At 70.5% G+C, this 14,513-nt stretch carries 10 protein-coding genes; all 10 read left to right on the forward strand.

Features of this window, described 5'->3' with window-relative positions:
* The first annotated feature begins 3 nt into the window (after positions 1-3).
* The 10 genes from BS83_RS09120 (at position 4) to BS83_RS09165 (ending at position 14,447) form a co-directional block, all read left to right on the forward strand.
* Positions 4-1,056 carry a pyridoxal-phosphate dependent enzyme gene (locus tag BS83_RS09120; RefSeq protein ID WP_232248180.1) on the forward strand — a complete coding sequence of 351 codons (1,053 nt, stop codon included), beginning with the start codon at positions 4-6 and terminating at the stop codon, positions 1,054-1,056.
* A 115-nt stretch (positions 1,057-1,171) separates the two neighbouring features.
* Positions 1,172-2,929, forward strand: coding sequence for a hypothetical protein (locus BS83_RS09125; protein ID WP_157597092.1), 1,758 nt, complete (start codon positions 1,172-1,174; stop codon positions 2,927-2,929).
* 127 nt (positions 2,930-3,056) lie between these two features.
* The gene (locus BS83_RS09130; RefSeq protein WP_232248182.1) at positions 3,057-3,518 is read left to right on the forward strand and encodes a DUF2000 domain-containing protein; all 462 of its coding nucleotides are present in this window, start codon (positions 3,057-3,059) and stop codon (positions 3,516-3,518) included.
* Between the two features lie 33 nt (positions 3,519-3,551).
* A complete protein-coding gene (locus tag BS83_RS09135; RefSeq protein WP_037603356.1) occupies positions 3,552-4,568 on the forward strand; it encodes a hypothetical protein in 1,017 nt (338 codons plus the stop codon).
* Between the two features lie 91 nt (positions 4,569-4,659).
* Complete coding sequence (ahcY, locus tag BS83_RS09140) at positions 4,660-6,096, forward strand: adenosylhomocysteinase (RefSeq protein ID WP_037603357.1); 1,437 nt, start codon at positions 4,660-4,662, stop codon at positions 6,094-6,096.
* 36 nt (positions 6,097-6,132) lie between these two features.
* Complete coding sequence (metK, locus tag BS83_RS09145) at positions 6,133-7,359, forward strand: methionine adenosyltransferase (protein ID WP_037603358.1); 1,227 nt, start codon at positions 6,133-6,135, stop codon at positions 7,357-7,359.
* 131 nt (positions 7,360-7,490) lie between these two features.
* Positions 7,491-8,474: a carbohydrate kinase family protein gene (locus BS83_RS09150; protein ID WP_037603359.1), complete on the forward strand. Its 984-nt coding sequence runs from the start codon at positions 7,491-7,493 to the stop codon at positions 8,472-8,474.
* The gene (gene metH / locus BS83_RS09155) at positions 8,471-11,995 is read left to right on the forward strand and encodes a methionine synthase (protein WP_037603360.1); all 3,525 of its coding nucleotides are present in this window, start codon (positions 8,471-8,473) and stop codon (positions 11,993-11,995) included. The genes BS83_RS09150 and metH overlap by 4 nt, the downstream gene beginning before the upstream one ends.
* 13 nt (positions 11,996-12,008) lie before the next feature.
* Positions 12,009-12,941 carry a methylenetetrahydrofolate reductase [NAD(P)H] gene (gene metF / locus BS83_RS09160; RefSeq protein WP_084713269.1) on the forward strand — a complete coding sequence of 311 codons (933 nt, stop codon included), beginning with the start codon at positions 12,009-12,011 and terminating at the stop codon, positions 12,939-12,941.
* Positions 12,942-12,977: 36 nt separating this feature from the next.
* Positions 12,978-14,447, forward strand: a complete 1,470-nt coding sequence (locus BS83_RS09165) for an FAD/NAD(P)-binding protein (protein WP_037603361.1) — start codon at positions 12,978-12,980, stop codon at positions 14,445-14,447.
* The last annotated feature ends 66 nt before the right edge of the window (positions 14,448-14,513 follow it).

The following is a 14,513-nucleotide window of genomic DNA, read 5'->3' on the forward strand; positions in this document are numbered from 1 at the left end:
CGGATGCCCACTGTCGAAGACCGGGCACGGTCGTCGATGCAGGAGCGCCTGGAGAACTTCAGGGCGCTCCTGGGACCGACGCCGATCACGCCCGTCACGCTGAACATCGGTGGGCGCCCCCGGACCATCCACCTCAAGCTGGAGGGACACAACGTCGCCGGCTCCGTGAAGGCGCGCACGGCCTACGGGCTCGTGCGGAGCCTTCTGGAGCAGGGCCGGCTGCAGCCGGGGGGCCGACTCCTGGAGTCCACCTCCGGCAACCTCGGCATCGCACTGGCGACGCTGGCCCGCTATCTCGGAGTGAGCTTCACCGCGGTGGTGGACCCGCTGATCGCGCCCGAGTGCCTGCACCGGCTGTCCGAGCTCGGCGCGGACGTCGTGACGGTCACCGAGCGGGACGCCTCCGGCGGCTATCTGCTGTCCCGTCTGGCGACCGTGGCGGAGCTGCTGGAGGCCGACGACAGCTACGTCTGGACCAACCAGTACGGCAGCCCGGAGAACCCGGCCATCCACCGGGAACTGACGGGACCTGAGCTCCTGGGCCAGCTGCCGCGCTCTCCGGACGCGGTGTTCGCGGCGATATCCACCGGCGGGACCTTCTCGGGCATCAGCCAGTACTTCCGGGAGCACAGTCCGGGGACGGCGATGGTCGCCGTGGACATCGAGGGTTCGGTGGCCTTCCGTGGCAGTCCCGGCCGTCGGCACCTGTCCGGCATCGGGGCGAGTCGTCCGTCGGGCTTTCTGGACGACTCCCTGGTGGACCACTTCGCGATCGCGGGCATCTACGAGTCCGCCCACTACTGCCGTCTGGTCCTGCGGACCGCGGGTCTGCATCTGGGGGCCTCGGCGGGAGCGGTCGTCGCGGGCTGTGTCCGCTATCTGACGAGGCATCCGGAGACCGACCTCGTGGTCTGTCTCTGCGCCGACGGCGGCGAGAAGTACGCCGGCACCGTCTACAGCGACGCGTGGCTCCGGTCGATCGGACTGGAACCGCCGCCGGAAGCCGACGCCGTACCCGTCGCGTCCGAGGACGCTATCCTCTCTGGAGTTGGTTGAGAGAATTCCATGAATTACCCAGATCCGCAGGGCGCTGCGATCGGCAGGTCCGTGCACCGAGGGAATTACCACAATGCAGGGTGTCTCCGAGATCCGTGAAGAACTCGAACAGTATGTGCGTCGAGGTGCCGGGCTGCCGGCTCCGGCCGACGCGCTGGGCGCGCTCGGCTCACTCGCCGAGAGCGACCTGCAGCGCACGGACGAGCACGATCTCGCCATCCTGCTGTGCCTGGCCGGTCTCTGTGCCGGACTGGCCGGGCAGGGACCTTCGGTGTCCGACCTGAAGGCGGTCGCGGACCGCTACGCGGACACCTCGATCCTCTACACCGGGCGGGTTCTGCCGCGCGCCAAGGCGACCGTCGAGCTCGTCCACGAAGGACTTGAAGGGAAGTCCCTCGACAAGCTGGTCGAAGCTGCCGATTCGATCAGCCAGGGCTGGCCCGAGTATTCCGCTTCGATTTTCCCTGAGGCTTTTTTCCGGCTGTCGGGGAGAATGTCTGTCGAGAGTGCTGCCGAGGACTTCCGCGAGACCTCTTTCATCACCTGGAGGCGGGGGCTCGCGGAATGCGCCGCCGGGGCTGCCGACCGGGCGCTCACATCGTTCGGCGTCAGTCTCGCCAAATACCGGCAGTTCTCCTACTACGCGGACGCCGCCTGGCTCTACACCGACCTGGTGCTGACCCATCTGCTGACCGACGACCAGGAGGCCGCGATCCGGGTCCTGGACGAACAGCGCGGCTACGTGGACGAGGTGGTCGCCGCCGCCGGGCACCGTCCCACGACGGCGACCACCTCCTACGCCTTCCACCTCGGCGACGTCCGGAGCGGCAGTTACAGCTCCTTCGTCGACTCGGCCGCCGTCGGCCCCCAGGGGCTGAACGAGGACGACCGGGCGCTGCTTCGGCGCTATGTGAAGGTGAGCGAGAGCCTGTTGGCCTACAGCAGGTCCCACGCGCGCCGGGATCTGGACGCCGCGGTGGACCTGTTCTCCTTCGGCTGGCTCGGCTACCTCTCCTCGCCCTACCCGGAGATCTTCCGTCGGCTCGCCGAGCACGCCGAGGGGTCGGCCGCGGCCTCTCCGCTGCTGACCGCCCATGTGCGGTGGCGCGGAATGCTGCAGGCGACCCAACTGCGCCTGAGGTCCACCGAACTGATCCGGACGGCGACGGAACTGCGCGACCGGCTCCGGGCGGCCGGGCTGGACCGGGAGGCGGACATCGCGCTGCTCGACGCGGGGATGCTGCACTTCGCGCTGTACGGCAAGGCGGCCACGGCCGCCTGGCTCTCACCGCAGGTGCACGAGCTGCGGCGGCGGGTTCCCGGCCCGCTGCAGGCGGTGGTGGAGACGCTCCAGGTCCCGCCGCAGGCGGGGCTGCAGAGCACCCTGGCGAACTACCTGGGCGTCAGGGCGGTCTACCGGGTGCCGGACTTCATGTCGGCGCTGGGCGTCTTCCGCCGGGGCCTGCGCGGCCGCAGGGAGATGCCGGCCGAGGTCGACATCGCCTGCTGCGGGGAGACTCTGTGGATCAACGGAGTCATGATCTACGCGACCACCCCGCCGGCGCTGGCGGCCATCTTCCGTGAGCTCGGCCAGGAGCTCCGCTCGGCGCGCGCCGAGGACCGGGAGGTCGCCTTCCTGTCCTCGGTCGAACTGGCCGCCAGGACCGGGCGGACCACGACGGCCATCGCCCAGATGGTCCGCCGGTTCCGCATGGTCTGTCAGGAACAGCTGGACCGCAGTACCGAGCTCGGCCTCAAGCCGGACGACCTCCTCCAGGGACGCCCCGGCTACCGGTTCAACCCGATGCTGGTCGGCGAGGTGGCGTTCCATCCCGCCTCCGGCGACCGGGCGCCCGGTGCCGCCGAAGGGTGAGGCGCCACCTCACCCGTGGACGTCCCCGACGCCCCACCACCCGCACGACCGAACGACCCGAACCACTCACGCTCGCACCACCGAACCGACCGACCGCACCAGATCTCACCACCGTCAAGGAGTCCAGGTGTCCACGCTGACCGTCGATCCCTCCGCCGTCGACCCCGACTGGAAGTTCGCCGTCGTCCTGAAGGCGAAGCTGCCCGCCGGAGTCGCGCTCAACGCCGCCGCCCACACGTCCCTGGGTCTGGCCGCTCTGGCGGGGGCCGAGCACCCGGAGCTGGCCGCGAAGATGTCCTTCCTGAACTTCCTCGACGCCGACGGGGGCTCGCACGCCCCGATCTCCGGGCTGTCGCTGGTCGTGCTGGAGGGCCGCGCCGCGGGCCTGCGCCGGTTCCGTGCCGAGGCACGGGCGGCGGGGCTGCTGGTCAACGACTTCGTGTCGGCGATGACCGGAGACACCTACGCCGAGCAGCTGACCCGGGTGGCCGGCCTGCCGGAGGAGTCGCTGGACTACTACGCGGTCGCCGCCTTCGGTCGGCGCGACGAACTCGATCCGCTCACCAAGAAGTTCTCCCTGTGGAAGTAGCCCGGGGAGACCACCCGAGGGAAATGGGAACCCATGACAACCGCACCACCGCTCGTCGTGATCCCCGGCCGCCTGGTCGAGGAGGTGCTGCGTGACGCGCACGCGGAAGCACGGCAGATGGTCGAGGACGTCTACGTCCAGTCCTTCCAGGAACGGCTCGTCAACCCGGAGAGCCTCTTCCTGCGCCCGGCCCCCGAGGCCCGCGAACGGGTGATCGCGCTGCCGGCCTACGTGCCCGAGCCGACCCCCGCCATGGGCATCAAGTGGATCGCCAGCTTTCCGGAGAACCTGAGCGCGGGCCTCCCCCGGGCCTCGGCCACCATCGTGCTGAACGACGTCGCCACCGGATTCCCGGTCGCCCTGCTGGAGGGCGCTCGCATCAGCGGCTTCCGCACCGCGCTGTCCGCCCTGGTCGGCGCGAACGCCCTGGGCGACGGTTCCCGCCGGGCCGTCAAGTTCGCGGTCCTGGGCACCGGGTACATCGCCGACACGACCGTCCGCGCCTTCCTCGAGGACGGCTGGCAGTGGGACGAGGGGGCCGTGTTCGACCTCTCCCCCGACCGCGCCCAGGACTTCGTCGACCGGCTCGGCACGAACGGCGCCGATCCGCGGCTCGGCGTCGCCACGACCGCCGAGGAGGCCCTCGCCGGGGCCGACCTGGTGCTCCTCGCCACGACGGCCGTCACCCCGCACATCGGCGACCTGAGCATGCTCGCCCCGCACGCGACCGTCCTGCACATGTCGCTGCGGGACCTGACCCCCGCCGCCCTGGCCGGCGCCGACCACGTCGTCGACGACGTCTCCCACGCGCTGCGTGAGCGGACCTCGCTCGCCCTGGCCGTCGAGGACGGCACGGTGCCCCGCGCGGAGATCCACGCCGTGGGCGAGCTCCTCGTCGGCGGCGCCCGGCGCACCCCCGGCCGCAAGGCCGTCTACGCGCCCTTCGGCCTGGGCTCCCTCGACATCGCCCTCGGCCGGCTCGTCCTGGACCGCTCGCGGCATCTGGACGGCGCGCTCACCGTCGAGGACTTCTCCGGCATCGCCGGCTAGCGCACACCTCTGACCAAGCGACACCGGCGGCCCTCGTTGGCGCGCCGTCGATGCCCCCTGCCCGCTCACGCCTTCTCTGGAGCACACCAGCATGTCCACGACCCCCTTCGGCGACTTCAAGGTCGCCGATCTTTCCCTGGCCGCGTTCGGCCGCAAGGAGATCACTCTCGCCGAGCACGAGATGCCCGGCCTGATGGCGATCCGCAACGAGTACGCCGCCGCCCGGCCGCTGGCCGGCGCCCGGATCACCGGTTCGCTGCACATGACCGTGCAGACCGCGGTGCTCATCGAGACCCTCGCCGCGCTCGGCGCCGAGGTCCGCTGGGTGTCCTGCAACATCTTCTCCACGCAGGACCACGCGGCGGCCGCGATCGCGGTGGGCCCGAACGGCACGGTGGAGGACCCGCAGGGCATCCCCGTCTTCGCCTGGAAGGGCGAGACGCTGGAGGAGTACTGGTGGTGCACCGAGCAGGCGCTCACCTGGGAGGGCCACTCCGGCCCGAACATGATCCTGGACGACGGCGGCGACGCCACGCTCCTGGTCCACAAGGGCCTGGAGTACCAGAAGGCCGGCGTCGTCCCCGACGTGTCGACGGCCGAGAACGAGGAGCACCGGGTGATCCTGGAGCTGCTCCACCGCACCTCTCTGGACTGGACGGAGGTCGCGTCCGAGATCAAGGGTGTGACCGAGGAGACCACGACCGGTGTCCACCGTCTGTACGAGATGCACCGTGACGGCACGCTGCTGTTCCCGGCGATCAACGTGAACGACGCGGTGACCAAGTCGAAGTTCGACAACAAGTACGGCTGCCGGCACTCGCTGGTCGACGGCATCAACCGGGCCACCGACGTGCTGATCGGCGGCAAGGTCGCGGTCGTGTTCGGCTACGGCGACGTGGGCAAGGGCTGCGCCGAGTCGCTGCGCGGCCAGGGTGCGCGCGTGGTGGTGACCGAGATCGACCCGATCTGCGCGCTGCAGGCGGCGATGGACGGCTACCAGGTCACCACCCTGGAGGAGGTCGTCGGCCTCGCGGACATCTTCATCACCACGACCGGCAACAAGGACATCATCATGGCCGCCGACATGGCCAAGATGAAGCACCAGGCCATCGTGGGCAACATCGGCCACTTCGACAACGAGATCGACATGGCCGGCCTGGCGAAGATCGAGGGCATCGTCAAGGACGAGGTCAAGCCGCAGGTCCACACCTGGACCTTCCCGGACGGCAAGAAGATCATCGTGCTGTCCGAGGGCCGCCTGCTGAACCTGGGCAACGCGACGGGCCACCCGTCCTTCGTGATGTCGAACTCCTTCGCGGACCAGACCCTGGCCCAGATCGAGCTGTTCACCAAGCCCGAGCAGTACCCCGTCGGCGTCTACACGCTGCCCAAGGAGCTGGACGAGAAGGTCGCCCGCCTCCACCTGGACGCCCTCGGCGTCAAGCTCACCACGCTGACCCAGTCCCAGGCCGACTACATCGGCGTCAAGGTCGAGGGCCCCTACAAGCCCGAGCAGTACCGCTACTGACCTTCCGTTCCGGCTCTCATCCAAGGAGAAGTCTCCATGTCCCGCCGCCTGTTCACCTCCGAGTCCGTGACCGAGGGTCACCCGGACAAGATCGCTGACCAGATCAGCGACACCATCCTCGACGCCCTGCTCAAGGACGACCCGTCCTCGCGGGTGGCCGTCGAGACGCTGATCACCACCGGTCAGGTCCATGTCGCGGGGGAGGTGACCACGAAGGCCTACGCGCCGATCGCGCAGCTGGTGCGGGAGAAGATCCTGGAGATCGGCTACGACTCCTCCAAGAAGGGCTTCGACGGCGCCTCCTGCGGGGTCTCGGTCTCCATCGGGGCGCAGTCCCCGGACATCGCCCAGGGTGTCGACACCGCGTACGAGACGCGGGTCGAGGGTGCCGCCCTGGACGGGCACGAGGGTGACGAGCTGGACAAGCAGGGCGCGGGTGACCAGGGCCTGATGTTCGGGTACGCGTGCGACGACACGCCCGAGCTGATGCCGCTGCCGATCTACCTGGCGCACCGGCTCTCCAGCCGGCTGTCGGAGGTCCGCAAGAACGGGACCATCCCGTACCTGCGCCCCGACGGGAAGACCCAGGTCACCATCGAGTACGACGGTGACCGGGCGGTTCGGCTGGACACGGTGGTGGTGTCCTCGCAGCACGCGAGCGACATCGACCTGGAGTCGCTGCTGACCCCGGACATCCGCGAGTTCGTGGTGGAGCCGGAGCTGAAGGCGCTGGCCGAGCGGGGGATCGAGCTGTCGACGCAGGGGTACCGGCTGCTGGTGAACCCGACCGGCCGGTTCGAGATCGGCGGGCCGATGGGTGACGCGGGCCTGACCGGCCGGAAGATCATCATCGACACGTACGGCGGGATGGCCCGTCACGGTGGTGGCGCGTTCTCGGGCAAGGACCCGTCCAAGGTCGACCGTTCGGCGGCGTACGCGATGCGCTGGGTGGCCAAGAACATCGTGGCGGCCGGGCTGGCCAGGCGGGCCGAGGTCCAGGTCGCGTACGCGATCGGCAAGGCCGAGCCGGTGGGTCTGTTCGTGGAGACCTTCGGCACCGAGTCCGTCCCGGTCCTGAAGATCCAGGAGGCGGTGACCAAGGTCTTCGACCTGCGTCCCGCCGCGATCATCCGCGACCTGGACCTGCTCCGCCCGATCTACTCCCAGACCGCCGCCTACGGCCACTTCGGCCGCGAACTCCCCGACTTCACCTGGGAGCGCACCGACCGCAAGGACGACCTGCGAGCGGCCGCGGAGGCGTAGGCCTCCCGGCCCTCCGGGGCCGCCTCCGGGCCTGCTCCCCCACCCCTCCCCCACTGCTCCACCGACGTCACCGCCCCTGCGCAACCGCCATCCGCCCCGCGCACCACCGCCTCTAGGACAAGGAGTTGACCGTGCGAATCGCCGTCACGGGATCGATCGCCACCGACCATCTGATGCAGTTCCCGGGCCGGTTCACCGACCAGCTGATCGCCGACCGCCTCGAGACGGTCTCGCTCTCGTTCCTGGTGGACGAGCTGGAGGTGCGCCGGGGCGGCGTCGCGGCCAACATCGCGTTCGGCCTCGGCAGGCTCGGGCTGCGCCCGGTCCTGGTCGGCGCGGTCGGCGCCGACTTCGACGGGTACCGGGCCTGGCTGGAGGAGAACGGCGTCGACACCGACTCCGTCCACGTCTCCAGCACGGCGCAGACCGCCCGCTTCATGTGCACGACCGACCTGGCACAGAACCAGATCGCCTCCTTCTACGCCGGGGCGATGGCCGAGGCCGCCGGCATCTCGCTGAAGGAGACCCTGGCCGCCGGCGGTGGGGCGGACCTGGTCGTGGTCTCGCCGAACGACCCCGAGGCGATGGTCCGCCACACCGAGGAGGCCAGGGCACTGGGCATCCCCTTCCTGGCCGATCCGTCGCAGCAGCTCGCCCGACTCTCCGGCGAGCAGGTGCGCACACTGGTCGACGGAGCCCGCTACCTGTTCACCAACGAGTACGAGTCGGCGCTGCTGCTGGAGCGCACCGGCTGGACCGAGGACGAGGTGCTCACCCGCGTGGGCGCCTGGATCACCACGCTGGGCCCCCGTGGGGCGCAGATCCGGCAGACAGGGCTGCCGACCGTGACCGTCGCGGCTGTTCCCGAGCTCAACGTCGCCGACCCCACGGGTGTCGGCGACGCCTTCCGGGCCGGCTTTCTCGCGGCGGTGAGCTGGGGCCTGGACCACGAGGACGCGGCCCGGCTCGGTTGCGCCTGCGCCACCGTCGTCCTGGAGAGCATCGGTTCGCAGGACCAGCGCCTCGGCGCGGAGGGCGTCGTCGCGCGCATCCGGCAGGCCTACGGCACCGAGACCGCGGACCTCCTCGCGAAGCACCTGGCGGTGACCGCGTGAGCTCCGCCCAGGAGCGCGCTGACGCGCTTCGTGCGGCGTTGGCCGCGCGTGTGGTCGTGGCCGACGGGGCCATGGGAACGATGCTCCAGGCGCAGGACCCGACGTTGGAGGACTTCGAGGGCCATGAGGGCTGCAACGAGGTCTTGAACGTCTCCCGCACCGACATCGTGCGGGCGGTGCACGAGGCCTACTTCGCGGTCGGCGTGGACTGTGTGGAGACGAACACGTTCGGCTGCAACCTGTCCGCGTTCGCGGAGTACGACATCGCGGATCGGATCTTCGAGTTGTCGGAGGCCGGGGCGCGGCTGGCGCGTGAGGTGGCGGACGGGTTCGCGGCCGGGGACGGGCGTCAGCGGTGGGTGCTGGGTTCGATCGGGCCGGGGACGAAGCTGCCGACGCTGGGCCACATCGCGTTCGACGCGTTGCGGGAGGGGTTCCGGCAGAACGCGGCGGGTCTGATCGCGGGTGGTGCGGATGCGCTGCTGATCGAGACCAGTCAGGACCTTTTGCAGGTGAAGGCGGCCGTTCTGGGCGTGAAGGCGGCGCTGACGGAGGCGGGGCTCACCCTTCCGATCATCGCGCAGGTGGCGATGGAGACGACCGGGACGATGCTGCTGGGTTCGGAGATCGGCGCGGCGCTGACGGCGTTGGAGCCGTTGGGCATCGATCTGATCGGTCTGAACTGTTCGACCGGTCCGGACGAGATGGGTGAGCACCTGCGTCATCTGGCCCGCCATGCGCGGGTCGGGCTCTCCTGCATGCCCAATGCGGGTCTGCCGATCCTCACGAAGGACGGTGCGCACTTCCCGCTCGGTCCGGCGGGGCTGGCCGACGCGCATGAGGCCTTCGTCAGGGACTACGGGCTGTCGCTCGTGGGTGGTTGCTGTGGGACCACGCCGGAGCATCTGCGGGCGGTGGTGGAGCGGGTGCAGGGCAGGCCGGTGACCGTTCGCACGCCCCGGCCGGAGGCGGCGGCGTCGTCGCTGTATCAGCCGGTGGCGTTTCGGCAGGACACCTCGTATCTGGCGATCGGTGAGCGGACGAATGCGAACGGGTCGAAGAAGTTCCGTGAGTCGATGATCGCGGGGGACTGGCAGGGGTGTGTCGACATCGCGCGGGAGCAGATCCGTGAGGGTGCGCACCTGCTGGATCTGTGTGTGGACTATGTGGGTCGTGACGGTGTGGCGGACATGAAGGAGCTGGCCGGCCGTCTGGCCACCGCCTCCACGTTGCCGATCGTGCTGGACTCGACGGAGCCGGAGGTGTTGCGGGCGGGCCTGGAGCTGCTGGGTGGGCGGGCGGTGCTGAACTCGGTCAACTTCGAGGACGGCGACGGGGACGAGTCCCGGTACGGGCGGATCGCGGCGCTGGCGGCCGAGCACGGTGCGGGGTTGATCGCGTTGACGATCGACGAGGAGGGGCAGGCGCGGACCGCGGAGAAGAAGGTCGCGATCGCGGAGCGGTTGATCGGTGATCTGGGGGCGCGGTTCGGGATCCGGGAGTCGGACATCCTGGTCGACTGTCTGGCGTTCACGCTGGGGACGGGGCAGGAGGAGTCGCGGCGGGACGGGATCGAGACGATCGAGGCGATCCGGGAGTTGAAGCGCCGCCATCCGCAGGTGCAGACGACGCTGGGGTTGTCGAACATCTCCTTCGGGCTCTCGCCGGCGGCGCGGATGGTGTTGAACTCGGTGTTCCTGCACGAGTGTGTGGAGGCCGGGTTGGATTCGGCGATCGTGCACGCGGCGAAGATCTTGCCGATGGCCCGGATCCCCGAGGAGCAGCGCGAGGTGGCGCTGGACCTGGTCCACGACCGGCGCCGGGAGGGGTACGACCCGCTGGCGAGGTTCCTGGAGTTGTTCGAGGGGGTCAGTGCGGCGTCGGTGCGGGCGGGGAAGGCGGAGGAGCTGGCGGCGCTGCCGCTGGAGGAGCGGCTGCAGGCGCGGATCGTGGACGGTGAGATCAACGGCCTGGAGGAGGACCTCACCGAGGCGTTGGCGGTGCGGCCGGCGCTGGAGATCGTCAACGAGGTGCTGCTGGAGGGCATGAAGACGGTCGGTGAGCTGTTCGGGTCCGGTCAGATGCAGTTGCCGTTCGTGCTGCAGTCGGCGGAGGTGATGAAGAAGGCGGTGGCCTACCTGGAGCCGCACATGGAGAAGTCCGACGCGGAGGGCAAGGGCACCATCGTGCTGGCCACGGTCAAGGGCGACGTCCACGACATCGGGAAGAACCTGGTCGACATCATCTTGTCGAACAACGGCTACCACGTGGTCAACATCGGGATCAAGCAGCCGGTCGCGGCGATCGTGGAGGCCGCGACCGAGCACCGCGCGGACGTGGTGGGGATGTCGGGGCTGCTGGTGAAGTCCACGGTGATCATGAAGGAGAACCTGGAGGAGCTCAACCAGCGCGGCCTGGCCGAACGGTTCCCGGTGATCCTGGGCGGCGCGGCCCTGACCCGGGCGTATGTCGAGCAGGACCTGCACGAGATCTACCAGGGCGAGGTCCGCTACGCCCGCGACGCGTTCGAGGGCCTGCGGCTGATGGACGCGCTGATGGCCGTCAAGCGCGGCGTCCCGGGCGCGGTCCTGCCCGAGCTGAAGCAGCGCCGCCACGCGCGCGTGGAGGTCGCCGAGCCGGAGGAGACCACCACCCGCTCCGACGTGGCCGCCGACAACCCCGTCCCCTCCCCGCCGTTCTGGGGCGACCGCATCGTCAAGGGCATCCCGCTGGCGGACTACGCCTCCTGGCTGGACGAGGACGCCCTGTTCAAGGGCCAGTGGGGACTGAAGGCCGCCCGTGAAGGGGCGGCGCGAAGCGCCTCGAACAAGGGTGGCGGCGGGCGACGGGAGGGCGGCCCCTCGTACGAGGAGCTGGTCGAGTCCGACGGGCGGCCGCGGCTGCGGATGTGGCTGGACCGGCTGCAGACCGAGGGCCTGCTGGAGGCCGCGGTGGTCTACGGCTACTTCCCCGCCGTCGCCCGCGGCAACACCCTGGTCGTGCTCGGCGAGGACGGCAAGGAACGCACCGACTTCACCTTCCCCCGCCAGCGCCGCGGCCGCCGCCTGTGCCTGGCCGACTTCTTCCGCCCCGAGGAGAGCGGCGAGAAGGACGTCGTCGCCCTGCAGGTCGTCACCATGGGCAACCGGATCTCCGAGGCCGCCAACGAGCTGTTCGCCGCGAACTCCTACCGCGACTACATGGAGCTGCACGGCCTGTCCGTCCAGCTCGCCGAGGCCCTGGCCGAGTACTGGCACGCCCGGGTCCGCGCCGAGCTCGGCTTCTCCTCCGAGGACCCCAAGGACATGCGCGACATGTTCGCCCTCAAGTACCGCGGGGCCCGCTTCTCGCTGGGCTACGGCGCCTGCCCCGACCTCGAGGACCGCGCCAAGATCGCCGAACTCCTCCGCCCCGAACGCATCGGTGTCCACCTGTCCGAGGAGTTCCAGCTGCACCCCGAACAGTCCACCGACGCCATCGTCATCCACCACCCCGACGCCACGTACTTCAACGCCCGCTGAAAGGACACACCTCATGGCCGAGCGCTACCGGCGTGCTCCCCAGCCCAAGCTCGGGGAACTGCTCGCCGCCGGTGACACCTCGTACTCCTTCGAGTTCTTCCCGCCTCGTTCCGAACTCGCCGAGCGCCGGTTCTGGAAGGCGCTGCGCCGGGTGGAGGCGGCCTCCCCCGCGTTCGTGTCGATCACCTACGGCGCGGGCGGGACCTCCCGCGACCAGACGATCCGGATCGCCGAACGCGTCGCCACGGAGACCACGCTGACCCCGGTCGCCCACCTGACCGCCGTCGGGCACTCCTTGGCCGAGCTGCGCAACATCGTGGGCCGGTACGCCGAGGCCGGCATCACGAACGTGCTGGCGCTGCGCGGTGACCCGCCCGGCGACCCGCGCGCCGACTGGGTCCGGCACCCCGAAGGCTTCGACCACGCCGCCGAGCTGGTCGAAATGATCAGGGAGTGCGGGGACTTCTCCATCGGTGTCGCCGCCTTCCCCGAAGGCCACCCACGCTCCCGCGACCAGGACGTGGACCTGCGTCACTTCGTGGACAAGTGCCGGGCCGGCGCGGACTACGCGATCACCCAGATGTTCTTCCGCGTCGAGGCCTACCTGCGGCTGCGCGACCGTCTGGAGGCGGTTGGCTGCGACACCCCGGTGATCCCCGAGATCATCCCCATCACCGACCACGCCCAACTGAAGCGGTTCGCCGCGCTCAGCGACGCGACTCTCCCGCCCGCGCTGGCCGCGCAGTTGGAGCGGCACCGCGACAGCCCGGACGACGTCCGGCGGATCGGCATGGCGCACGCGCACGAGATGTGCGCCCGCCTGGTCGACGCCGGGGCGCCCGGCCTGCACTTCATCACGCTGAACCGGGCCGAGGACGCGCTGGCGCTGCAGGGTGCCGTCGCCGACCGTCTTCCGCTGCCCGCGGCCCTTCCCTTCCGTGCCTGACGACCGTCAGTCCTTTTGGAGCCTGAGTGTCCTTCCATGAACCACAGAACTCTGATCATCGGCGGTGGCGCCACCGCGGTGTCCGCCCTCACCCAGTTGGTCCGCGTCCCCTCGGTGACGTCGATCACCACCATCGATCCCCGTCCGGCCGGGCTTGGGCATGCGTTCGGGGTCACCGATCCGCAGCTCCTGTGCAACACCTCGGTCGATGTCACCTCCCTCGACCCTGACGGGCCGTCCGGCCTGCTTCGCTACCTGACCGAGCGCGGCTGGCCGGTCGGGCCGGACGACTTCGTGCCGCGCTACCTGGTCGGCCACTACTGCCGGGAGGTGTACCTGCGCAGCCGGCGCGACGCGGAGCGTCGCGGGATCGCGGTCGACCACCGGTCGGCGCGGGCGACGGCCATCCGCTCCCGGATCACCGGGCCCGGCCCGGACGACCGGGAGTACACGGTCGAGCTCGACGACGGAAGCCGGGTGACCGGTACCGAGGTGCTGGTCTGTCTCGGGCTGGACCGGCCCCGGGTGCCCGAGCTCGTCCGTGAGCACCTGGGCCGTCCCTCGCTGCTGGCGCAGCCCTATCCGGCGGACCGGCTGAGGTCGCTGCCCGGCGACGGAAGGGCTCTGGTCCTGGGCAGCAAACTGTCCGCCGTCGACGCCGCCCTGGTGCTGTGCCGCCGCGGCGTCGAGACCGTGATGGCGTCCCCGTCCGGCCGGCTGCCCGCCGTCAGGACCCGGTTGCGGCGGCCCGAGCGGCCCTTCCTCGACAGGCGCGGGTGGCGGCGGGCCTCCCCCGGCTCCCCGCACCTGGACCTGGGCCTGACGCGCCTGCTGGTGTCCGCGATCCGCAAGGCGGGCGGGCGGCTGCCGCTGCGCGAGCAGACCTCCGACGCGCTCTCGGCGCGGCAGCGGCTCGACGACGAGCTGGCCCTCGCGGCCGCCGGCCGGGTGCCGTGGCAGGATGTCGTGGCCGAGGTCATCGACGCCGTCAACGAGTGGACCGCCCCCTGGGACGCGTCCCTGCGCGCCGAGGTGCTGGGGCGGTACCGCGAGGTGATGTCGCGGTACATCTCCTCCATCCCGCAGCGCAACGCCCGCCTGCTGGACGAACACATGGCCGCGGGACGGCTCCGGCTGGCCCCCGGCTTCCCTCTCGAGGTTCGTCCCGAGGGCGCGGGCTGGCGGGTCGAGTGGCCGGACGGCCGGAGCGAGCGGTTCACCCACCTCGTCTGCGCCACCGGCTTCCAGCCGCCGCAGGTGGACCTGGCCGGGCCGGGCCGTTACCGGATCGGCGCGCCGGTGCACGGCGACACGGCTCCCGAGATCACCGAGGATCTGCGGCTGCGCGACGCGCACCGCGGCGGCACCGAGCGGATCTGGCTGCTGGGGGCGGCCGCCCACCAGCGGACCGCCATCGTCAACTACCTGAACGCCGCGGCCAAGCACGCCAAGCGCGTGGCCGCCGAGATCGCGGCCGAGACCCCGCGCGCCCGATCGGCCGCCTGATCCCCCGCACGGCCCACCACGTCCGTTCCATGCCCACGTCCCGAGCAGCGACAGAAAGCCACCTCC

It is taken from the genome of Streptacidiphilus rugosus AM-16 (assembly GCF_000744655.1).
Classification (GTDB): domain Bacteria; phylum Actinomycetota; class Actinomycetes; order Streptomycetales; family Streptomycetaceae; genus Streptacidiphilus; species Streptacidiphilus rugosus.